Annotated in this window: 22 protein-coding genes and 3 tRNA genes; 7 read left to right on the top strand and 18 right to left on the bottom strand. The window is 40.2% G+C overall.

Annotation, left to right across the window (positions count from 1 at the left end; genetic code table 11):
* Positions 1 to 7: 7 nt before the first annotated feature.
* A complete protein-coding gene (locus tag I6E69_RS19085) occupies positions 8 to 253 on the bottom strand; it encodes an OadG family protein (protein WP_197121951.1) in 246 nt (81 codons plus the stop codon).
* Between the two features lie 519 nt (positions 254 to 772).
* Here I6E69_RS19085 and I6E69_RS19080 point away from each other — a divergent pair.
* From I6E69_RS19080 to I6E69_RS19070, 3 genes are all read left to right on the top strand, one after another.
* Positions 773 to 946: a DUF1328 domain-containing protein gene (locus I6E69_RS19080; protein ID WP_002961939.1), complete on the top strand. Its 174-nt coding sequence runs from the start codon at positions 773 to 775 to the stop codon at positions 944 to 946.
* A gap of 58 nt (positions 947 to 1,004) precedes the next feature.
* Positions 1,005 to 1,196 carry a hypothetical protein gene (locus I6E69_RS19075; protein WP_002961938.1) on the top strand — a complete coding sequence of 64 codons (192 nt, stop codon included), beginning with the start codon at positions 1,005 to 1,007 and terminating at the stop codon, positions 1,194 to 1,196.
* A 133-nt stretch (positions 1,197 to 1,329) separates the two neighbouring features.
* Positions 1,330 to 1,797: a YcxB family protein gene (locus I6E69_RS19070; RefSeq protein WP_197121949.1), complete on the top strand. Its 468-nt coding sequence runs from the start codon at positions 1,330 to 1,332 to the stop codon at positions 1,795 to 1,797.
* Between the two features lie 50 nt (positions 1,798 to 1,847).
* Here the strand turns inward: I6E69_RS19070 and csrA are convergent, their stop codons facing one another.
* The 6 genes from csrA to ribA form a co-directional block, all read right to left on the bottom strand.
* Positions 1,848 to 2,039: a carbon storage regulator CsrA gene (gene csrA, locus I6E69_RS19065; protein WP_004587515.1), complete on the bottom strand. Its 192-nt coding sequence runs from the start codon at positions 2,037 to 2,039 to the stop codon at positions 1,848 to 1,850.
* Positions 2,040 to 2,130: 91 nt separating this feature from the next.
* Positions 2,131 to 3,348 (bottom strand): aspartate kinase, encoded by a 1,218-nt coding sequence (locus tag I6E69_RS19060; RefSeq protein ID WP_039486415.1) that lies wholly within the window; start codon positions 3,346 to 3,348, stop codon positions 2,131 to 2,133.
* A 6-nt stretch (positions 3,349 to 3,354) separates the two neighbouring features.
* The gene (alaS, locus tag I6E69_RS19055) at positions 3,355 to 5,955 is read right to left on the bottom strand and encodes an alanine--tRNA ligase (protein WP_008138921.1); all 2,601 of its coding nucleotides are present in this window, start codon (positions 5,953 to 5,955) and stop codon (positions 3,355 to 3,357) included.
* 19 nt (positions 5,956 to 5,974) lie between these two features.
* On the bottom strand, positions 5,975 to 6,427 hold the full coding sequence (locus tag I6E69_RS19050; protein ID WP_002961933.1) for a regulatory protein RecX: 453 nt from the start codon (positions 6,425 to 6,427) through the stop codon (positions 5,975 to 5,977).
* Complete coding sequence (locus tag I6E69_RS19045) at positions 6,427 to 7,215, bottom strand: BPSS1780 family membrane protein (RefSeq protein WP_007378958.1); 789 nt, start codon at positions 7,213 to 7,215, stop codon at positions 6,427 to 6,429. Before I6E69_RS19045 ends, I6E69_RS19050 begins: the two co-directional genes overlap by 1 nt.
* 81 nt (positions 7,216 to 7,296) lie before the next feature.
* The gene (gene ribA, locus I6E69_RS19040) at positions 7,297 to 7,920 is read right to left on the bottom strand and encodes a GTP cyclohydrolase II (protein ID WP_002961931.1); all 624 of its coding nucleotides are present in this window, start codon (positions 7,918 to 7,920) and stop codon (positions 7,297 to 7,299) included.
* 248 nt (positions 7,921 to 8,168) lie between these two features.
* On the opposite strand from ribA, the gene I6E69_RS19035 reads away from it, so the two are divergent.
* Positions 8,169 to 9,284 (top strand): energy transducer TonB, encoded by a 1,116-nt coding sequence (locus I6E69_RS19035; protein WP_197121947.1) that lies wholly within the window; start codon positions 8,169 to 8,171, stop codon positions 9,282 to 9,284.
* 67 nt (positions 9,285 to 9,351) lie between these two features.
* Here the strand turns inward: I6E69_RS19035 and I6E69_RS19030 are convergent, their stop codons facing one another.
* The 3 genes from I6E69_RS19030 to I6E69_RS19020 all read right to left on the bottom strand — a co-directional run bounded on the left by I6E69_RS19030 (position 9,352) and on the right by I6E69_RS19020 (position 10,951).
* Positions 9,352 to 9,861 carry a hypothetical protein gene (locus I6E69_RS19030; RefSeq protein ID WP_149603193.1) on the bottom strand — a complete coding sequence of 170 codons (510 nt, stop codon included), beginning with the start codon at positions 9,859 to 9,861 and terminating at the stop codon, positions 9,352 to 9,354.
* A 99-nt stretch (positions 9,862 to 9,960) separates the two neighbouring features.
* Complete coding sequence (locus I6E69_RS19025) at positions 9,961 to 10,410, bottom strand: low molecular weight protein-tyrosine-phosphatase (RefSeq protein ID WP_002961928.1); 450 nt, start codon at positions 10,408 to 10,410, stop codon at positions 9,961 to 9,963.
* Between the two features lie 34 nt (positions 10,411 to 10,444).
* On the bottom strand, positions 10,445 to 10,951 hold the full coding sequence (locus tag I6E69_RS19020; RefSeq protein WP_024606258.1) for a DUF3087 domain-containing protein: 507 nt from the start codon (positions 10,949 to 10,951) through the stop codon (positions 10,445 to 10,447).
* A 156-nt stretch (positions 10,952 to 11,107) separates the two neighbouring features.
* Between I6E69_RS19020 and I6E69_RS19015 the strand changes: the two genes are divergently transcribed.
* Genes I6E69_RS19015 through I6E69_RS19005 form a run of 3 tightly spaced genes read left to right on the top strand, consistent with a single transcriptional unit; the run spans position 11,108 to position 12,969 of the window.
* Complete coding sequence (locus I6E69_RS19015; RefSeq protein WP_197121945.1) at positions 11,108 to 11,737, top strand: energy transducer TonB; 630 nt, start codon at positions 11,108 to 11,110, stop codon at positions 11,735 to 11,737.
* A gap of 13 nt (positions 11,738 to 11,750) precedes the next feature.
* Positions 11,751 to 12,359: a sigma-70 family RNA polymerase sigma factor gene (locus I6E69_RS19010; protein WP_231619826.1), complete on the top strand. Its 609-nt coding sequence runs from the start codon at positions 11,751 to 11,753 to the stop codon at positions 12,357 to 12,359.
* Positions 12,346 to 12,969 (top strand): hypothetical protein, encoded by a 624-nt coding sequence (locus I6E69_RS19005; protein WP_197121943.1) that lies wholly within the window; start codon positions 12,346 to 12,348, stop codon positions 12,967 to 12,969. Before I6E69_RS19010 ends, I6E69_RS19005 begins: the two co-directional genes overlap by 14 nt.
* 80 nt (positions 12,970 to 13,049) lie before the next feature.
* Here I6E69_RS19005 and I6E69_RS19000 read toward each other — a convergent pair whose 3' ends face one another.
* The 8 genes from I6E69_RS19000 to I6E69_RS18965 form a co-directional block, all read right to left on the bottom strand.
* Positions 13,050 to 14,195: a RelA/SpoT domain-containing protein gene (locus I6E69_RS19000; RefSeq protein WP_149603198.1), complete on the bottom strand. Its 1,146-nt coding sequence runs from the start codon at positions 14,193 to 14,195 to the stop codon at positions 13,050 to 13,052.
* Between the two features lie 484 nt (positions 14,196 to 14,679).
* Positions 14,680 to 16,422 carry a potassium/proton antiporter gene (locus I6E69_RS18995; RefSeq protein WP_197121941.1) on the bottom strand — a complete coding sequence of 581 codons (1,743 nt, stop codon included), beginning with the start codon at positions 16,420 to 16,422 and terminating at the stop codon, positions 14,680 to 14,682.
* A gap of 237 nt (positions 16,423 to 16,659) precedes the next feature.
* Positions 16,660 to 18,036 carry a Na+/H+ antiporter NhaC family protein gene (locus tag I6E69_RS18990; RefSeq protein WP_002961918.1) on the bottom strand — a complete coding sequence of 459 codons (1,377 nt, stop codon included), beginning with the start codon at positions 18,034 to 18,036 and terminating at the stop codon, positions 16,660 to 16,662.
* Positions 18,037 to 18,227: 191 nt separating this feature from the next.
* On the bottom strand, positions 18,228 to 19,886 hold the full coding sequence (gene pbp4b, locus I6E69_RS18985; RefSeq protein ID WP_197121939.1) for a penicillin binding protein PBP4B: 1,659 nt from the start codon (positions 19,884 to 19,886) through the stop codon (positions 18,228 to 18,230).
* Positions 19,887 to 19,895: 9 nt separating this feature from the next.
* A complete protein-coding gene (locus I6E69_RS18980; protein ID WP_197121937.1) occupies positions 19,896 to 21,071 on the bottom strand; it encodes an exo-beta-N-acetylmuramidase NamZ domain-containing protein in 1,176 nt (391 codons plus the stop codon).
* Positions 21,072 to 21,587: 516 nt separating this feature from the next.
* Positions 21,588 to 21,664: transfer RNA gene (locus I6E69_RS18975), tRNA-Arg, on the bottom strand.
* Between the two features lie 115 nt (positions 21,665 to 21,779).
* Positions 21,780 to 21,856, bottom strand: a tRNA-Arg gene (locus I6E69_RS18970).
* Between the two features lie 50 nt (positions 21,857 to 21,906).
* Positions 21,907 to 21,983 (bottom strand) — tRNA-Arg (locus tag I6E69_RS18965).

Raw genomic sequence — 21,983 nt, 5'->3', positions numbered from 1 at the left:
GTGCCCCTTATTTATTATTTGATTTGTACTGAGCAATGGCAGCACTAATAGCAGCGATGTGCTCATTAGGCACACCTTGAGATTTAAAAGATGGTGATTTAACTGGTGTCGCCACGTCAGGTTTGCTAAAGCGCGTCACCAAATTAGACATAAGCGTTACTGCACCAATTAATATCGACAGAAATACAAACACTCCAACCATGCCAGTAAGCATTAAGTTACCAGCCGTTGTGAGTAGAGCACCTATATCCATTTTTCTCCCCTTGAAACCCATATCGAAAATAAAAAATCGATTTAATTAAATATTTATTCACTGGATAATAACAAAACTAATCGCTTTGTCTACATCTTGTAAATTGGTAAAACCAATTAAACAATAAACAACATAACACTCAATTAATTTACATGCTATAACTCAGCAATCACGCGCTCTACAATACATACAAGAAATAACGACTATAGCTAATAGTTATATGGAAGTTGTTAATTAACTATCAAGCCAAGTAAAAATAAACACTAATTCTTAATATTAAATACAAAGCCACACACTAATTGTTAATTGGTCTTACCAAAATAAGTTTATTTAGTGAACATTTAGCAGTTATTTGCAACAGTGTGAATAACTTACATAACAAAGCGTAAAAGTTACTAACCAACTAATAACTAGAGTAACAACAAAAAACCATAACCAATTGATATTTATACCAAATAAACTTTGGCATATAACTGGCATTAGTTATTATGAGCAAATTTGATAACCAAGGAGAAAACAATGTTACGCTGGACAATTACATTTTTAGTTATTGCTTTAATCGCTGCAGTGTTAGGTTTTGGTGGCATCGCAGGTGCCGCAGCTGGTATAGCAAAAATTATATTTTTTATCTTTTTAGTACTTTTAGTGATTTCATTAGTTTCAGGTGCACTACGTGGTAAATCACCCAGGTAGATAAAGCATTCAACTAACAAACACTAAAATTTAATTAATACTTACAAGGAATTACACTATGAACTCTACAACTTTAAAAGCAGCACTAATCGCAGTATTTGCAGGTTTTTTCATGATGGGTTGTGAAGACAACCATGCAGAAGATGCTGGCGAACGTATCGACGAAGCAGTAACTGACGTGCAAAACTCTGTTGAAGATGCATGTGAAAATGTTAAAGAAGGCGTGAACGCTGAAGAAACTAACTGTTAATTCTTCTTGTACCGCTAAAAAAACGGCTTTCGAGCCGTTTTTTTGTGCCAGTAATAAAATCACTGACTATAAAGCTGCTCATTTAGCAGTTAGCTTGTTAAAATAAAAAAAACGATATTTAAAGCAAGGCAAAATGGCATTCACAACCACCTACACATTAGATAAACCCTACTTTTACGAGTGTTTTGATGAGTCACTCCCTTATAGTAAGCGTGCAAAACCTAAATACTTTTTACTTGTGTTGTTAGTTGCGCTTGGTTTATTTGGCATTTATGTTTTAGACGATCATTACTTAGGATCGTTTATGATCATGTTAGCGGTACTCGAGTGCGTCGCTTTTTACTATCGCAGACCATGGTGGGTAACCAGACAAATGCTCAGCAGAGCATCAGGCTCTGAGGTAACACTTACCTTTGATGAAGAAGGTATTAAATCTGCTAATCATTACAAAAGCTATCAATTAGAATGGCAAAATATAAGCGAAGTAATAGACACCCAGCAAGGTATTATTATTAAAAACAAAAGCAGCATGCAGTACATATCAAAACAAACGCTTAGTCCTGAAACACTCGCTTTTATAAACAAAAAAGCCACTCAGTGAGTGGCTTTTTGACTAGTTGAGTTAATTACTCAACTACGTATACGTGTTGATTAAGCATTGCCCGGATTAGGGTTCGACTTTTCAGCTTGTATGCGCATGTAAATCTCTTCACGATGCACTGATACGTCTTTTGGTGCATTAACACCGATTCGAACTTGATTTCCTTTAACACCTAGAACAGTAACTGTTACTTCGTCACCAATCATTAGGGTTTCACCTACTCTACGAGTTAGTATTAGCATTCTCTTGCTCCCATGTTCCAATAAAAATTATAAGATTCCGCTTAAACATACTAATGAAAATTAGACTGAAAAGTAAGTAAAAACTCGCAATCTATCCATTTTCTGTTAAAAATGCCTTGTGTAATGCACGAACAGCCAACTCTAAGTACTTTTCATCTATTAAAACTGAAATTTTAATCTCTGAAGTCGAGACTAAAACCACATTAATATTTTCCTGCGCTAATGCATCAAAAAATAAACTAGCGACACCAGAATGTGATTTCATACCCATGCCAACAGCAGAAACTTTAGCAACTGCTTGCAATCCGCTTACATTTTGAGCACTGAGCTGAGCTTGATCTTCACTCAATAATTCAAGTGCTTGCAGATAATCATTCGAGTGCACAGTAAAAGCATAGTCTATTTTTTCAAAGTTATGATTAACTTGATTAATCATATCTATTTCGATGCCATTTTCGGCAAAAAGTTTCAATATTTTTGAAAGATATTGCGTGCCCGTTGGCACACCTTGTACCTTAATTAAACATTCGTCACGATTAAACGCAATCCCCGATACAACCTTGCTTGGCATATCGTTCTCCTCAAAACTTATTAATGTACCTTCATCGGGATTAAAGCTCGAAAGCACCCTAAGTGGCACATTATGTTTTCCTGCGGCTTCTACTGAGCGAATATGCAAAACTTTCGCCCCTAAACTTGCCAGTTCTAGCATTTCGGCAAAGGTAACTTGGCTCATTCTGCGCGCGTTAGGTTCAACACGAGGATCTGTAGTATATACGCCGTCAACGTCTGTATAGATCTGGCATTCGTCAGCTTTTATAGCCGCAGCTATTTCCACAGCCGATGTATCGGTACCGCCGCGCCCAAGCGTTGTAATGTTGCCCTCAACATCACGCCCCTGAAACCCAGCAATAATAGCAATACGATTATGCTCAAGCTCATGCTTCAAACGCGTAGCAGCAACCTCTGCAATACGAGCTTTACCAAACATGTTATCGGTTAAAATATTGACTTGATCGGCTAATAGGCTCACAGCAGAGTGGCCACGTTTTATGATGGCCATAGCAAGTAGTGATACAGAAACCTGCTCTCCGGTGCTAATAAGTACATCTAGTTCACGGCTACTCGGGCGAGTATCAATTTGTTTGGCGAGATTAATTAAGCGGTTGGTTTCTCCCGACATAGCCGAGAGCACCACAACCACTTGATGTCCTTGTTGTCTGGTTTTTACAACAAGGTCGGCGACTGCTTCAATTCGCTCTATTGAGCCGACCGAAGTGCCACCGAATTTTTGAACAATAAGCGCCACTTAGGCTTAAGTACGCTCAGTTAACCAAGCTGTAACGCTATCTAGTGCAGCAGCAAGGTTTTGTGGCTCACTACCACCAGCTTGTGCCATATCTGGACGACCGCCACCTTTACCACCTACTTGGCCTGCCATGTGGTTAACTAACTCACCGGCTTTTACTTTGCCTGTTAAGTCTTTAGTAACACCAGCAATTAGGCTTACTTTGTCGCCACTGGCAACACCCAGTGCAATAACACCTGAGCCAATTTTGTTTTTAAGGTCATCAACCATACCGCGAAGTGCTTTAGATTCAGTACCTTCAACATTTGCTACAAGTAGCTTAACGCCGTTAATTTCAACAATCGAATCAAGTAAAGATGCACCCGCCGCACTTGCTAACTTATCGTTAAGTTGCGCAATTTGCTTTTCAAGACCTTTAGACTTTTCAAGTAACGCCGTTACTTTTTCAAGTACCGATGCGCTGTCGCCTTTAACTAAAGCAGCTACATCATGTAATTGTTGCTCTTGCTCACTAACATAAGCAACTGCATCAGCACCAGTTACCGCTTCAATACGACGAACGCCTGCTGCAATACCGCTTTCAGATACTATTTTGAATAAACCAATATCGCCTGCGCGCTCAACGTGAGTACCACCACAAAGCTCAATAGAGTAGTCGCCAATAGTAACTACACGTACTTCGTCATCGTACTTTTCGCCAAACAACGCCATAGCACCTTTCGCTTTAGCATCATCAATAGCCATAAGCTCAGTATTAAGTGCGAAGTTACGACGAATTTCGTCATTAACTACACGCTCAATTTCACGTAGCTCATCTTTAGTAACCGCTTCAAAGTGCGAAAAGTCAAAACGTAAACGATCAGGCTGAACAAGTGAGCCTTTTTGGCCTACATGGTCGCCTAATAATTGGCGTAGTGCTTCGTGTAAAATATGTGTAGCTGTGTGGTTTTTCTTAATGCTATCGCGGCGTGCATCATCAATAGTCGCATCCACTTTATCGTTAACACCAATGCGGCCTTGCACAGTACCGTGGTGAGCAAAAGCATTACCAAGTTTAGTGGTATTAGTAACATTAAATTCGCCACCAGCAACTGTAATAGTACCCGTGTCGCCCGTTTGGCCGCCTGATTCAGCGTAAAACGGTGTGCGGTCTAATACTACAATACCTTGTTGACCATCTTCTAATAACTGAACAGCTTCGCCACCGGCAAAAATTTCTACCACTGTCGCGCTATGGTGCGTGCTGTCGTAGCCTTTAAACTCAGTAAGCTTTTCTGATTTTAATTGCTCGTTGTAATCAGCACCAAACTTACCCGCTTGTTGCGCTGTTTTACGTTGTACAGCCATGCATTCTTCAAAGCCTTGATGATCAATCGTCATCTGGCGCTCACGCGCAACATCGGCCGTTAAATCAGCTGGAAAACCATACGTGTCGTAAAGTTTAAATACTAAGTCGCCCGGTATAATATCGCCTTTAAGGTCACTTAAGCTTTCTTCTAAAATAGCTAAGCCACGTTCAAGTGTTTTACCAAACTGTTCTTCTTCAATGCGTAATACTTTTTCGATAATTTCTTGTTGCTTAGCAAGCTCTGGGTACGCTTGACCCATTTGCTCAATTAGCGCAGCAACTAATTTATAGAAAAACGAACCTTGCGCGCCTAACTTATTACCGTGGCGCACAGCACGACGAATAATACGACGTAGTACATAACCACGACCTTCGTTAGATGGCATAACACCGTCAGAGATTAAAAACGCACACGAACGAATATGATCCGCCACTACGCGTAGTGACTTATCGTCCATATCTTGCGCGTTAGTTACACTTGCAGCTGCTGCAATTAAGCCTTGGAATAAATCGATTTCGTAGTTTGAATGCACACCCTGCAAAATTGCAGAAATACGCTCAAGGCCCATTCCCGTATCAACAGATTGCTTAGGTAGAGGCAACATTGTACCGTCGCTTTGACGGTTGTATTGCATAAATACAAGGTTCCAAATTTCGATGAAACGGTCGCCATCTTCCTCGGGAGTGCCCGGAGGTCCGCCCCAAATATGCTCACCATGGTCATAAAATATTTCAGAACACGGACCACATGGACCGGTATCGCCCATAGACCAAAAGTTATCTGAGGTCGCAATACGAATAATACGATCTTCACTTAAGCCAATATCTTTTGACCAGTACTCAAACGCTTCTTCATCATCGTGATAAATAGTAACAAGCAGTTTTTCTTGAGGTAATTTAACAACCTCAGTTAAAAACTCCCACGCAAACTTAATCGCATCTTGCTTAAAGTAATCACCAAAGCTGAAGTTACCTAACATTTCAAAAAATGTATGGTGGCGAGCAGTGTAGCCTACGTTTTCTAAATCGTTATGCTTACCGCCAGCACGTACACAACGCTGCGAGCTTGTCGCACGTGTATAAGGGCGGCTTTCTGCGCCTAAAAATACATCTTTAAATTGCACCATGCCGGCATTATTAAATAACAACGTGGCATCGTTACCCGGTATAAGCGAGCTAGAAGGTACTATTTGATGTTGCTTGCTGGCAAAAAAGTCTAAAAACTGTTGCCTAATTTGTGCGGTAGTCATGTGCTGCATTTGAAAGTCTCACCTGTATTTACTGTGCTTGCATTGCAAAATTAATTTCATCGTAGCTAAAACCCCGATACATTAAGTAGCGCACGCGCTTAGCTTTATCTTTGTAATCGAGATCTGGCGGTGTATTCGAATATTTTTTATTGTACGCATCCTGCGCAAGCTCAAACCAATCTATTTCAAGCTCTTCAACTACCATTTCAAGTAGCGAACGATCAATCCCTTTGCCCATAGCTTCGCTTTGTATTCGCTTAAGCCCGTGGCATTTAAATATGTGTTTTCTTACAAAGCCTTCACAGTATCGCTGCTCGTTAATAAAATTGTGCTTTTCGCACCAATCAAGCAGCGTTTCAATAAACTCTTCTGTCGCTTCTTTTTGCTGTAATTTGAGCGTTAACTCACGACGCGAATATTCTTGGCGCCCTAGTAACCAAAGTACATAGTTTTTTAGTTTTTGCTTTAATTTATCATCCATTAAGCGTCAAAACGTCCGCTTGTTTCACTGCTAAGTGGCTTAACATTAATGTCGTCACTCGGTGGTACAACAGGCATAAAAATGGCTTGATAAGATACAAAAAAGCTAATGTAGCAAATCGGCATTAAAATCAACAGTGGTAAGAACGATAAGAACATCGAAAGCGCCATAAATAATGCGCAAATAAGGCCAAAAACGCCAAGTGGCAAAATGTTATGATAAAACACCATTAACGATTTTTTAAGCGCCGTTAAAATACGTGTTTCTTTACTAAAATAAACAAGCGGTACAGCGTAAGCAAACGCCGTTAAATAAATTAGCATTGCCATAAAAAACAAAATGACATTCGCGCCCGAAATACTCTCAAGCATTTGCTCAAGTGCTACGTTTGGATCAAGTCCTGGTTGGCTCATAACAGCCACTGCATCGGCAAATAAGCCATTAGCAAGTAACGCCATTAAAATACCCGCACCCATTTGATAAAGTGCTAAACGTAATAACCCTAAACGATTTCCCTTAGCCGTAAATGGCTTGAGAATATCGGCTAGCATAATTTTTCCGCCCTGTTGCTTACTAAGCACCGCTTGGTAAAACCCTGCGGTTAAAAATGGCGTAGCGAGTGCTGCTACTACTTGCAGCAGCGGTAAAAATAAAGACAGCAGCCCTACAATGCCAATAAATAAATGCATAAAAATAAAGGTTGCTGGCTGGGTTTTAAAAATAAGCCATCCGGCTTTTAACCACTTTAGCCCTGCATCGGCTTTAAAAATTCGTAATTGTGTAGACATACTTGCTCTTAATTTAAAACGAAACACGCCAAGTATAACTTGGCGTAAGGGGGGATTAATAGACGAAACGTAATTAAATGATTAAGGTTTTTTAATTTTCTTAATATCTAACATATGCGCGCCATGCTTAATTTTTGTTTCTAGGTACGATTTATTACCCGCAACACCCGCTTTTATGTGCGCATGTGTGCCCACAACCGAGTCAACATTAATACCGGCATCTTTTAATGCATTAAGCTTTTTAGGATTATTAGTCATTAATTTAACGTGACTTAAATTAAGCGCATTGAGCATTAATACCGCATCCGAAAAGTCACGTAAATCATCAGCAAAGCCTAAATGATTATTAGCTTCGTAGGTGTTCATACCTTGCGATTGCAATACGTAAGCGTCTATTTTGTTGTATAAACCAATGCCACGGCCTTCTTGGCGTAAATACAATAAAATACCGCCTTGCTCGTGCATCATTTCAATACATTCATTTAGCTGCTCACCACAATCACAACGAGATGAGTAAAATACATCGCCCGTTAAGCATTCTGAATGCATACGAATTAGCGGTACATCTTGCTCTGTATCGGCGTTGTTAAACACCATAGCAATATGTTCTTTACCATCTTTTAAATCAGTAAATGAGATTATTTCTGCAGGGATATCACTATTTCTGCCAACTTTAAGCTGGACTCTTGCTCTTACTTGCGCCACGACAAATCCAAATATTTAAATAACTACGACACGACAATAAAGTGATAGTATCACAAAATAGGATAAATACACCGTAGTACAAGACTGTTTATGGCAATTATATGGCGACGACAGGCGTTATTTTCAATGACTATTAGCAATAAATTAATACAAATAACCGCCAATGTTATTTACGTTGATTTACCTTAATCAGTGACACCTATAGGCACGTTTGGTATTTTGTATTTTAAACAACGATAGGGATTATTATGAAACGTCAGCAACTCGCTTTATTTATAGGTTTAAGTTTGTCTGCTTTAAGCGCAACAACTTTAAGCACTAAAGCATTCGCCAGCCAAGCAAGCGATCCTCAAGCGGTATTTAACCAAGCATACCAAAGCTATTTAGCAGCAGTTAAAGCAGACGAAAACGTACAACAAACTGCCAAACTTGCTTACACATCAGGTAAAGCCGTTTACGGTAAAAGCGACGACAATACGGCTAACTTAGCTATTAACTACGCTAAAGCTATTAAAGGCTACGGCGATGAGCTAAACGAACAACGTTTTGCACTTTATGATGAAGCACATACTATTTTAGCGGCTAATCACGGCAAACAATCAATAGAAACAGTTGATGCACTGTTCGGAAAAGCTAACTACACAACATCAGCTTACAAAGCAGCTAACTTTTTAGAACAAGTAATAGGTATAGCTAAAACACAAAATAACCCTAAGTTTGTAGCCGACATGAAACTTGAAGCTGCAACGCTACTGGCTAAAAAGTTTAGTTCTAAAAAATATCGTGAGGCTAAAAACTACCTAGAAGAAGCCGACGAATACTACCAAGAAAACTTACCTGAAAACTCACTAGAGCGCATAAAAGCCGATTTTTTAATGGCCTCATTCGCAGAGGGTCGTAAAAGATACAATCAAGCGATTGAAAGGCTAAACCGTATAGTTACTGTATTCGATAGTAACTTAAACTTTGATCACAGTGCAGAGCTAACAGCTCATTCAAAGCTTGTAGGTCTGTACGAAAAGCAAGGTAAAAGCGAAGAAGCAACTAAACATTGCCTAGCTATCGCTCAAATGGTGCCATGGAAAGAATCGCAAGAGCAAACGCCGCTTTACCGTGTTAATCCTAAATACCCAGTTAACAAAGCCAGATTTAGTACCGATGGTAGAGTTGTTATGGAGTTTGAGGTAGACGCAGCTGGCTTTGTAAAAAACCCAAAAGTACTTAGCTCTGAAGGCGGCAGCGCATTTGAAAAATCAGCCAAAGCAGCGCTTGAGCAATGGCGTTACGCGCCAAAGTTTGAAAATGGCAAACCTGTTAGCGCTATTTCTCAGGTACAACTCGACTTTAAAATTAACCGTCACTAAAAGCGGCTCATTAAAAAAGGCGCTTTTAGCGCCTTTTTTAATACCAACTAATACAAATCCTACGTAGTTAAAATTCATAACTTACGCTAATACCGCCATCGGCTCTTTTTTCATTGCTGTCGCTTGCTTTACCGTAGCCCACATCTAGCTCTAATCTAAAACCAGCGCTGTTCAGTTCATTAAAGTTGTAGCTGTACGTAAGCCCTATGCCGTTTGTTGTTTCTTCATCAAAAATACCGCCAATTACACAACCTAGCGTATTAGCAAAGTCAGTTGCTACATCATTAGTTGAACTTTCACACTCTTGGTCTGTATCTCTTGCACCAATAGCGCCCACAAGTACGCCAAAAGCATGTTTTTTATTATCGCTAACCGCTTGTTCAAAACCTGCAGAAAATCCATCATCAAGGCCTAGTTTATAGTTTGCATACCAGCGCTGTGTGTCGTCGTTAGCCGATAAAGACACCTCAGGAATAACTAAATAAGGATAGCCACCCCCAATCGAAAAACTAACATCGTTAGCAAAAGTAGAACAAGAAGCAATAGATAAAGTGAGTAGTAATATTTTTATTTTCATAAAGTTCCCTTTGAGTAAGTATAAAATGTACTCACTTTAGGAACGCCATGCAATACGACTAAAAGCTCGTTAAATTTAGCTTTAGTAATAAAATAGGGATTAAATTTTAGCGAGTATTTTATCGCTTGCCGCTTCTATTAAATTGAGCACATTTTCAAAGCCATCATCGCCGCCGTAATAGGGATCGGGAATAGCGCTTTGGGCCTGCTCGCCATATTCTAAAAACAGCGCTAATTTGTACTGTAGATGCTCAGGGCACTGGGCTTTTAAATCAGCTAAGTTTTGCGTATCGGCCGCTAAAATTAAATCAAACTCAGTAAAGTCACTTGTACGCACTTTACGTGAATAAATACCTTTAAAGCTGTAACCGCGTTTTTCGCCTGCAGCCATTGAACGGCTATCAGGCGTTTTACCTTCGTGGTAACCAATAGTCCCCGCCGAATCAACTTTAACGTTAACACCTAGCTTTTTAGCGCGGGCTTTTAATACCGCCTCTGCGGTTGGCGAGCGGCAAATATTACCTAAACACACTATGAGTACTTTTTTCATTAAGGATCCTCTAACTAATTTAAAAACCTAAGCTTTAAAACTGTTTTAAAATGCTTTCATCGTAATCTTCAACGTTTAGCGTTACGTTATGTTGCGCTGCAACAGATTCAAGCTCAGCTTGTTTAATGGCTAAATCGTCCATGGTGATTAGGTTATCGTCTAGTTGCCACAATAACCGAGAGCCCGCGTAGCTATAGTGAATCGCTAATAACGCATCGGCATTACCTTCACGACCAGCGGCTTTTAACTTAGCCATTTTACGGGTTATTTTATTAAGTGCTTTTTTAAGCTCCCACACATAAACAACTTCAGTCATAAAGCTATGTGTACGGTATTTATTAAGTAACCACGCAAGCCCAACGCTTGTAATAGCAACGCCTATTAAGTTCCAATGAAAGTGGCTACCACTTTCATCAGGAAATAAAGCAATCAGCGTTTGCGATATAGCCAAGCTGCCTACAGCCAAACCAATACCGCATCCTGCAATAACACGGTTTAAATGTTTACGGTAACGCGCTTTATTTATTTCAATGAGTTGCATAACAGCCTAAAAAGTTAATAAGTAAAAGAATGCGAATGGCTATTGTAACTAAACCCCACATTTTTTATAAAATTATTTCACCCCTTTTTGATTTGCCACCCGTTATAGCTTTGAAAACACCCTAATTGTAGTGGTCAATAAAATTTGGAGCGGCTTATGCACACACTTGAAGTACCTAACAACCCAGTATTTATTAAAACATCGACCGCCGTTATCGGCGGCGCCGCAATGACCTTTGCAGCTTTTGCGTTTATGCAATATTTAATAAGTGGCGAGCAACGCGCACCGGTTAAACCAGGGGACGATATTATAGTAGAAATTTTTCAGGCACCTGAGGATTCAAAAGTCAGGCATATACAAAAAATACAGCCGCCACCGCCAATGCCTAAAGTGCCGCAAAAAGCTCCACCGCTTGATACATCAGCCGATCCTGTGTTGGCAATTAGCGACTTTACGCCAGTTACGATTGACGATTTTGGTGGCGACATTAACAATACCATTAATCGCCCAACAGGGGATGCAACACCCATAGTGCGCATAAACCCTAAATACCCAACCACAGCCGCACGCGATGGCATTGAAGGTTGGGTACAACTAAGCTTTAGTATTTCGCCCACCGGTGAAGTAATCGACCCAGTAGTTATTAACGCCGAGCCAAAACGCACCTTTGACCGCGAAGCAATACGAGCAATTAAACGCTGGAAATATCGCCCCAAAGTAATTGAAGGTGTGGCACAATTACAAACAGGTCAAACTGTACAACTCGACTTCAAATTACAACAATAAAAGCGATGAGCCTATGCTACTAAGTATTAAGTCATGGTTATTTGAAACGCCAAGCAAGGACTGCATGGCAAGTTACGCAAAAAGTGGCGACAATCGTTACTTAGAGCAGCTTATTGCCCTCTACAGTAACGACTTATATCACTACCTTGTTACGCAATCTAATACGCATTTAGCATACGACGTAAGCCAGCAAACATGGCTAAAAGTAATCGAAAAACGCCACCTTTACCAAGCCCAAACCACACCCAAAGCATGGTTGTTTAAACTTGCCCGCAACACACTCATTGACGAATACCGCAGGCAACAACACTTTGTAGAGCTTGACGAAAACACGCATTTAGCAGCACAAAATGATAAAAGCGAAAGCGACTTAAATAGCAGTGACTTAACTAGTGGAGACTCGCATATAGGCAGCTCAAACATAAGTTACGAAGTATTCGACGCCGCACTTAAACAACTCAGCTTTGTACAGCGCGAAGCCATAACCTTACAACAAGAAGGCTTTTCGCTTACCGACATAGAACTTATAACGCAAAGCAGCCTTGAGACCATTAAAACAAGGCTGCGCTATGCCAAGCAAAACCTTAAACGTTTATTAGGAGCAAACAATGAACAAGCCTGATGAGCAGTTTGACCAAAAGCTCACACAACATTACAAAGAGCGAAAAGCGCGCACTACACTTACAAGCGACCAGCAAAAAACGCTACTTAAAAAGGCCACGCACACAAAGCCTAAAAAGTTCGGCTTTACGCTGCAGCTAACCAGCCTTGCCTGCGCACTGGGTGTATTTGCTTTTATTGTGTTTGATAATGACGATGGCATTAACCACGCGCCTAAAACTGTACTTAACAGCGAATTTAACACCATAGACATTCACGACTATTCATTTATAAAAACACACGAAATAAACCAAGCTGGTAGCTACGCAAGCTCTATAAACGAGCAAAAACACGCGCTTGATAGTCAATTAGCTAACGATTTACGCCGCCACCAACAACGTCACATAGAATACGGCACTCTAGTGAAGGTAGATAACGACTGGTACATAGCCAGCTGTAATGATGAAGTACTCGTGCAAATTAAGCATTCACTGTTAAGTGATTTAAAGGGTAAACACGCGGTTGAAAGTAATATAAATACCGGTGATATGCTCGCCATGGCGCATAACGGCAAAGGGCAAATTATTGCGCTTAAACATGCGGGCGCTGGGGTAAAGGTTTGTAGATCCTAATGCCTTTAGTTCCGTAGTGGCATTTTAAATATTATTAAAGGCAACCAAAAAAAGTAAAACTCACAAACTTTTTCTGAATGCTATCTTTCGCCAGCAAATTTCATTCTACGTTTCATATTTAGCCTAATAGGATTGTCAATTTTAGTTAACAATTCTAAATACTTTAAAAAGTTTGTAGAATCAGCGAAATAGTTTGGATAAGCATCCCTTATTCCGCCTACATTTGACGATGAAACGAGTGCAACGACAATCCCATCTTCTGCAGCGGCATATTTTTCCGCTTCAATATAACTTTTTTCGGCGTCTCTCTTACCTTCCAGATCATCCGAAAACAAAGTAGAGGTTAAATTATTTTCATCAAAGTCAATTACCAAAAGTATGTAACCAGGCTTACTATCTATTTCTAAAAGTTGGTTATCAATTACCTTTAAAGAACCTGCAAATGCACCCAAACGCTCTATAACACCTAAATCCTTTAAATAATACAAGCATAATTTATGACTATATATTAGTTGTATATCATTGCTCGAACTTAACTTTTTCGCAAACTTTGAAACAAACTCTTGGGGCGGTAACCCAGAATATAAAGGCATCCTTTCAATAACTTCAAATTGTTCACTAGTAGCACTGAAAAAATCTTTCCATTTATCTTCACCAATACTCGATTTCAAAGCTTGTCCAGTAAATAAGTCGACAATTTCTAAAGCTGTCGCCCAAGAGTGCTGAATATTTGTTCGTAACTGAATTTCAATACTCTTCTCTTTCCCTTCACTATCAATAAAGCGCCCTATTAGATGATACCCTCGATAACCATCCTTTTTAGGTGTTTTGATATAATCCTTATATTTATATTTGCTATTTTTATTTTGAAACTCGGGAAGTAATTTTAAACTTCGGACTACTTTGCGTAATTTTTTTTCATCCTTTAAAATTACTCTACAACCACCGATATCTTGCATATTTTTTAGCTTCATCGTATCAAAACGTTTTAGTTTTGAAACTATAGAAGGATGGCGTTTTAATCTCTTGGCAAAAATTGCTTCACTATCATGTGGTAAGGTTTCCCTTACTAATATTGAAAAGGCTGTGTCTAATGCATCTTCAAATGAAAAGCGCCAAAAAGACAAAATATCCATACTACGAGAAAATAAATCAGGGTCTGTATCACTTAGGTTGGATAATAAAAGTGTTTCTCCAGCTTTAATAACTTGTTTTCCTGAGTACACTTTAATTCCATATTTGTGAATGAGATTTGAATAATAGTTTACCTAAAACCATACATAAATAAAATGCTCTTAATCAGAAGTTTACTTATGTTAGGTTTTTAAAGTCGGCTTTGTATATTGACAGACTAAAAACCAATCTAACGTTTAACACCCTTTCCCATCATCACGCCCTGAAAATAATTAATTGATGAGTAATATGCGCGATAAGGCGAAACTAGGCCATAGATGGCCTAGTTTCGCCATTTACATTCACATTAATTATGCTTTGAAGGATTAAGCGTGCGCTGAGTGGCTAAAGAGAGGGTAACGGTAGCCCCTCTTTACTCACACCCGACGCGCTAGCAAGCTAAGCGCCTACAAAAACAATGCATATTTAACGTTAAAGCTGCAAAGTGGATTGGAGAGCCGTTGGGTTTCGTGTCACTCAACCCAACCTACTTAGCTATAAACATGAGCCTAGCGCTAAACAAATCACTGTTAGTGATTACTGCTTTAAAAGTCGCTTTTCTGGATTATTTAAATACTTTAAGCCAATGGTAACTATGCGTGTATGCACCATTGTTATAACGCGTATTTGCACATTACCAATAACAACAATATCGCCTTTACTGACTTCTCCTGAAAGCTTTTGATTAATCACTTCTTCCAAGCTTATACCCTCTGGGGCGTCTATATGCATGTGGTAAGAGTAAAATATATCGCCTACCAACGTTACCCCTTTCACTTTAAGTTCGTTGTGGGCTAAGTGGCTATCTTGATGGTTTGTTTTATCGGTTGCTGTAAAAACTAAATCAACAAAAGGTCTGTTATCGGGTTTTAAAACAACAAATAAGTGATCGTTTGGTTTTAACTTAGTTGAACCCCGTGGCGGTATGATTGACGGCCCCCGTGTGATCATAGCAACAACCACACTCTCAGGAAGTGCAGCATGTGACAAACTGCGCCCAGAAACCCGAGAAACATCACTTAAGGTGTATTCTACAATTTCTATATCAATATCGTTTAGTGCTGTGATTTCGAGTGTTGCAGCAGCCAAATCAGGTGGCGGCTCTACTAAATTTAGTTTTTTAGCCATCCACGGCATTGTTGAACCCTGTAACGTGGCTGAAATTAACACCACGAAAAAAACAACATTAAAAATAAGTTCAGCCCCTGAAAGGCCAAATAGTAATGGGAATATAGCTAAAATAATGGGTACTGAGCCCCTAAGGCCAACCCAAGATACAAACAAGGTTTCGCGATTATTAAAGCCAAACAGTTTTAAAATAGGCGCTACAGCTAATGGGCGAGCAACAAAAATGAGTGCCAGTGCAATAAGCAATCCTTCTAACCATACATCAACCAATGACGACGGATTAATAAGGAGGCCTAATACAACAAACATGGTTATTTGCCCAAGCCATGCTAAGCCGTCATGAAACAGAAAAATACCGCGTTTATATACAAATTTACTGTTCCCTAAAATAACACCCGTTATAAATACAGCTAAAAATCCACTGCCGCCGAGCGTTGCAGAAAGGCCAAATGAAAGCAGTCCAAATGCGGTTACCATCACTAAATACAAACCCGATGCATTTAGTTTAATTCGATTAATAAACCAAACCGATATTTTACCAATTAAAAGACCACAAATAGCGCCAACACCCATTTGTTGAGCAAATAACTGTAGTAAACCCAGCCCTACTGGCATGTCATTAACGAGCATTTCGAGCAACCCAACCGTTAGAAAAATAGCCATTGGATCGTTCGAGGCGCTTTCTATTTCAAGGGTCGATTTAAGCTTTTTATTTAAGTGAATACCCGCACTTCGTAAAAGTGCAAACACGGCTGCAGCATCTGTAGAGCCAACAATGGCGCCCAGTAATACACCTTGTAATATGGGCAGGTCTAAAATATAAGTGGCCACAAGGCCTGTAATTATAGCGGTAAATAACACCCCGATGGTTGCTAAAGCAGATGCGGGTTTCCACACTTGTTTAATTGAACTGGTGGGCGTTTGTAAGCCACCATCAAATAGAATAATAGCAAGCGCGAGAGTACCCAGAGCATGCGCGGCCTCTGCGTTGTCGAATGATATACCTGCAATACCGTCTTCACCTGCGAGCATGCCTACAAGTAAAAATAGCACCAGCACCGGTAAGCCAACGCGTGCAGATAACTTGCTCGAGATCACTCCAAGTAAAATTAAAATGGCACTAACGAGAATGATATTATCAATTACAAACATAGTGTGGGTTTACAGCCTTATATGAGTTAAAAAGTAAGAATTTATAGCTACCAAAAAGCTTAAAGCTCATGCTATACAATAACCTAAAAAATATAAATACGGGTACTTAAGTCTATATTTAAATTGTTTATTTAATAGCTAGAGCGTCGTTAAGCTTGGTATTACTAGCCTCGGTCTTAATTTAAAAACAAAAAAGCCTGCAATAAGCAGGCTTTTGACTATTTAAGCGATTGTATTTTATAAAACAATAATGCTTGTTATTAAGTACGCTAAAAACGTAAGGCCGCCACCAAATAAGGCATATGGTAGCTGCGTTTTAACGTGGGTGAGTAAGTCACACCCCGATGCAATAGCCGATACAGCGCTAGTGTCGGATATAGGCGAGCAGTGATCGCCAAATATACCACCGCCCAAAATAGCACCAACAACAAGCGACGGCGGTAAACCTAGCGCTTGAATAAGTGGCACACCAATTGGGATTAATATAGCAAACGTACCCCACGATGTACCTGTAGTAAACGACATAACTGCGCCGGTTAAAAACAGCACTGGTACAATTAAGTAAATAGGTAAGTAGTCGCCAACAAGTGATGCTACAAATACACCAGTACCCAACTCTTTTAAGCTTGCGCCAAGTGTAAGCGAAAGCAGTACAATGGCGACCAGTGGCATTAATTCGCCCATGCCTTTAAAGCCGGTATCAACTAATTGATGATGCGTAAATTTACGTGAGCCAATCATTAAAAAGTAAGCGACAACAATGGCTAAAACCGTTGCATATAATACTGATTTAGAGCCGCTGCCCTCTGCTAATACACCATTACCGGTGTAGTACATAAAGCCAACCATGCTGGTAATAAGCGTAATAAGCGGGATTAACATGTAACGCGCTTTAGAGCCTTTTACTTCTTCTTTTAAGTCAGTTGTTTGAAGCTCTAGTTTTTCTTCGGCTTCTTTCATTGGGCCATGCACTTTATCAAACGCGATGGTATAAAAAACAATGGCAAGGGTAATTATGGCGTAAAAGTTATACCCAACGCTGCCCCATAACACTGATACAGCCGACTCACCTAGCTCGTAGTTACCTAACAAACCAAGTACAAACGCACCCCAGCCATTAAGGAGTATTAAAATACACACTGGCGCACTGGTGCTATCAATAATGTACGCTAGACGCGCTCGGCTCATTTTAAATTTGTCGAATAAGCCACGCGATAAAATCCCTGAGGTAAGTACGCTCAAGTTAGATTCTATAAACACCGCAATGCCGGTAAACATGGTTAAAAAGCCCACTTGGCGCTTACTTTTTGCAATACCTTTGTTCATTAACATATTAACAGTTGCTGCAACGCCGCCAGATTCGCGAATGTAGGCAAGCAGTGCACCAATTAAAATACTAAATATTAATATGCGTGTATTACCTGGCGAGCTGGCAACCGAAATAATACGTTCTATGGTATTTAAAAAAGTGTCAAACAAGCTATTACCTTCGCCCTGAAGGGCAAGTAAAAACTCAGAAGAAGCAACAGCAACAAGTAGCGCCATAATCACTTCTTTTCGCCAAAACACGATAGCAATCGCAATTAGCGGCGGTAAAATAGAATACCAATGCATAAAAAGTTAACCTTAATTATTAGCGAGCCACTCTCGCTTTGTACGCGTTTTATCGCTTATTTGTTAAGCCTAGCAGCATAAACTGGCTTAGATTTGTAAACCGCTTAGCTTAATGGATTGCCTTACTCAAGTCACCTGTAAATAAATCACTTAGAGTAATGCTGTTAGTACGTTTTAACCTATACGATAGCTTATTGATTTAGTAGCGCTTCATAAATAAGCGACACCACCGATCCGTACTGCGCGGTTTCAAATTGTTTACCTGTAAATTCGTAACGTTTTTGCGAGCCTTTAATTGCGCTATGGCGAGCATTGGTAAGTAAAACAATAGCTAAATCGTAAGCGGGGTCAACTACGGTCACTGTCCCCGTCCAACCTGTGTGCCCATAAGCCTGCGCGCTTGCATAAGGGCCAAAGTGCCAGCGCCTTGCTTGGTTGTTACCAGCAAGCCTAAAGCCAAGCCCGTAGGTCTCATCGCTGCTTTGCGGCGTTAAAAATTGCGCTAAGGCGCTTGCACTAAATAATTGTTGGTCGCCGTAGCCACCATTATTTAGTAATAGCTGGCAAAGCACCGCTAAGTCGTGAGCATTACTAAATAATCCTGCATGCCCTGCTACGCCATCAAGAGAGTAGTAAGCGCGCTCGTCATGCACTTGGCCTTGTAAAACTCCGGTGCGAACATTATCAAACTTAATGCGCCCGTCTCGTGTGTTGCCGCTAAGCTCAGTGGCTGCAAATTGCTGCGGCTTAAAGCCTTTTTTAAGTGGATTAAATAACGTGTTAGTTAATTTTAGTGGCGCATACACTTGCTGCTCTAGGTATTCGTCAAGGGGCTGCCCAGTTATGCGCTCAATTAGCACGCCTAAAATCATGTAATCAATATCTGAGTAAACATGCTGCCCAGATGATTTACTACTAAAAGGCACGCTGGTAAGTAATAGCTGTTTGGTGGTTTTACTGTTTTGCGAATAAAACGCGTCACCGTAGCTGCCATCTTTACGATGAAAGTCAAATACTGGCGGGTATCCGGCGCTGTGTGTGAGTAAGTCTTTTACTGTGCGCTTTGCTCGCCCTTCACCTTTATATTCGCTTAGGTAGCTTTGCACGGGTTTATTAATATTTAATAACCCTTCGCTTACTAATTTCATAAGTGCAAAATTTGTGGCAAATATTTTGGTGTTTGAGGCAAGATCAAACAAAGTATTAGTTTGCATGGGCTCTGGGCGTAGTAGCATTAAATCACTTTGCTGGTATTGCTTTGCATCGCCATAGGCGGTTAATTTTATTAGCTCGCCATTTTTAACAACGGCCAACACAGCCCCAGGAAAACCTGCTTTTACATCGCGTTCAATTAATATGTCTACTTCAGTAAAATCTATATGCTTTTTTGGTTCATCGCTTAAAGTAGGAAATGCAAAACGCAGCGTTAAACTTGCGCCAGCAGGGAGAATATTTTCAACTTTAAAGGTATTAACACCGTTGTGAGTATTTTTTTCCAAACTGTAATTGTATAAGGTGTTGGCGCTTAGTTGGTTAACGTCGAGCTTTTGATTATTAATGTAAATATCGGCGCTTTGTGCGTTATGGTTTTGTATTAATAATTGCCCGCGCCCTTTGTAAGCTTTAAACGTTCCTCGGTTATTTACATAAAACCGGCTACTTGGATTTACCTCAGGAAACGTTACAACCACTTGTGCATTAGGCAGCTCTACAAGTTGGCTCTTTGTAAGTGGTAGCATCGAGCTAATAGGCTCAGGCGGTGTACTACAACCCACAATAATAAAGCTCAATGCCACTATAAAAGCTTGTTTGATATAACCACACCTGTGATTTTTTACAGCAATAAACATGCTTAGCCCTTATTTATATAACAAGTAAGGCGCTCTTTGCGCTTTAAATTGCGCAAGCCCCGCCTGCCAGCTTTGTTTTATTTGCGCTTCTGATTGTCCTGCTTCTATAGCTAAGCGCAATTTATTAGTACCCGCTAGCTTATCCATAAAGTCAGCGCGCTCAAAAAACGAGATGTTGTTTTTACTAAGCTCCGTGTACGCATTTATTAAGTAAGTTAAATTTAGGCCTGTGGTGTTTACTTGTCTTAAATCGAGCCCTTGCACGGTTTGGTTTTTAAATTTAGGGTTTAAAGCAGCGCCTTTAATTGCGCGCGGTGTAAAATTAAAATCACCTAATGCTACTGGCGAATAGCCAATTACTTGAAATGCAAAGTCGGTGCCTCTACCAATGCTAATAGGCGTTGCTTCAAAAAAGCAAAGTGATGGGTAAAGTGCAATCGCCTGATCGTTAGGTAAATTAGGGCTGGGTTTTACAGGCAAGCTGTAAGTACTTTTGCGAGTGTAATGATCAACAGGGATCACCGTTAATTTTAAATCGGGCGCTTTATTGATCCAGCCCTCGCCCTTGATCATTTTAGCAAGTTCGCCAACGGTCATGCCGTGTAAAACAGGAATTGGGTGCATGCCTACAAACGATTTAAATTCTGGCTCTAATATTGGCCCATCAACGTAGGCAATATTTGGATTAGGCCTGTCGAGCACCAAAAATTCTATCCCCTGCTCTGCAGCGGCTTCCATCATGTAGTGCATTGAACTTATGTAGGTATAAAAACGCACTCCCACATCTTGAATATCAAAAATAATCACATCAACATCGGCTAAAGCAGCTTGGCTTGGTTTTTTATTTTTACCGTAAATAGAAATAAGCGGAATACCTGTTTTACTATCAACGGCATTTTTTACATGGGCGCCCGCATCGTGATCGCCCCTAAAGCCATGCTCAGGTGCAAAAATTTTAGCTATATTAATATTTTTAGTCAGCAGCGCATCTACTAAGTGAGTTTGCCCTACCATTGATGTTTGATTAACCACGAGCCCTACGCGTTTATTTTTTAACTGTGGTAAATATTTAGCATATTGCTGCGCACCTACCATAAGTGAGTTATTAGCTTCGTTGGCTTGCACGCTTGCAATAAAAATAGCGCTAAAAATAAAAAATAACGTAATAAATAGGGTTTTAAACATACTGCAATATCCTTTTAAACAAGGCGTTTAAAATAACATAGGTAATATTAAAGAGCAGCTTTAGAAAGGGGCTAAGTGGACTTAGATATAGTGATTAGATATAGCCATTAGAAGCTGGCGCTTCTCACGCGAGCAAGCTCAGCGTCTACAACGGATAAATAAGCTCGGAGTTTAGATTTAAAGATTAGGGCTGGTTTTACTTGTAGGCGTGCAGCTTGCTGACGCGACGAGCGAAGCTCGTAAATGTGCTGTGAGTTTTATAGATTAGAAGCTGCGCTTCTCACGCGAGCAAGCTCTGCGTCTACAAGTTAGCCATCTACCAATTTCACTTTATTTCAGGCACAAAAAAACCGACTTAATGTCGGCTTGTTTATGAAAGTGGTGGGCGTAGGACGTATCTTGTAAGAGTGAACCTCCGACTGCTTGGTTCTCAATTCGCCTAAACCTACACTTCACTTTATTTCACTTTATTTTAGGCACAAAAAAACCGACTTAATGTCGGCTTGTTTATGAAAGTGGTGGGCGCAGGAGGATTCGAACCTCCGACCGCTCGGTTCGTAGCCGAGTACTCTATCCAGCTGAGCTATGCACCCACTTTCATAGATTGCTTATTTAAACTCTAAGCAGAGCGTATTAATTCAGGCATAAAAAAACCGATTTCCATCGGTTTATTTTTCTTACACTTAAAAGTGTATGAAAACATGAAAGTGGTGGGCGCAGGAGGATTCGAACCTCCGACCGCTCGGTTCGTAGCCGAGTACTCTATCCAGCTGAGCTATGCACCCGCTTTCATTTTTACTATTACTTGTTTTTACTCTAAGTAGAGTTTATAAAGTGGTGGGCGCAGGAGGATTCGAACCTCCGACCGCTCGGTTCGTAGCCGAGTACTCTATCCAGCTGAGCTATGCACCC

The organism is Pseudoalteromonas sp. NZS100, from assembly GCF_015864815.1.
GTDB classification, from domain to species: domain Bacteria; phylum Pseudomonadota; class Gammaproteobacteria; order Enterobacterales; family Alteromonadaceae; genus Pseudoalteromonas; species Pseudoalteromonas distincta.
Note: the sequence above shows the minus strand (reverse complement) of the source record. Positions and strands in the feature narration are given on the sequence as shown.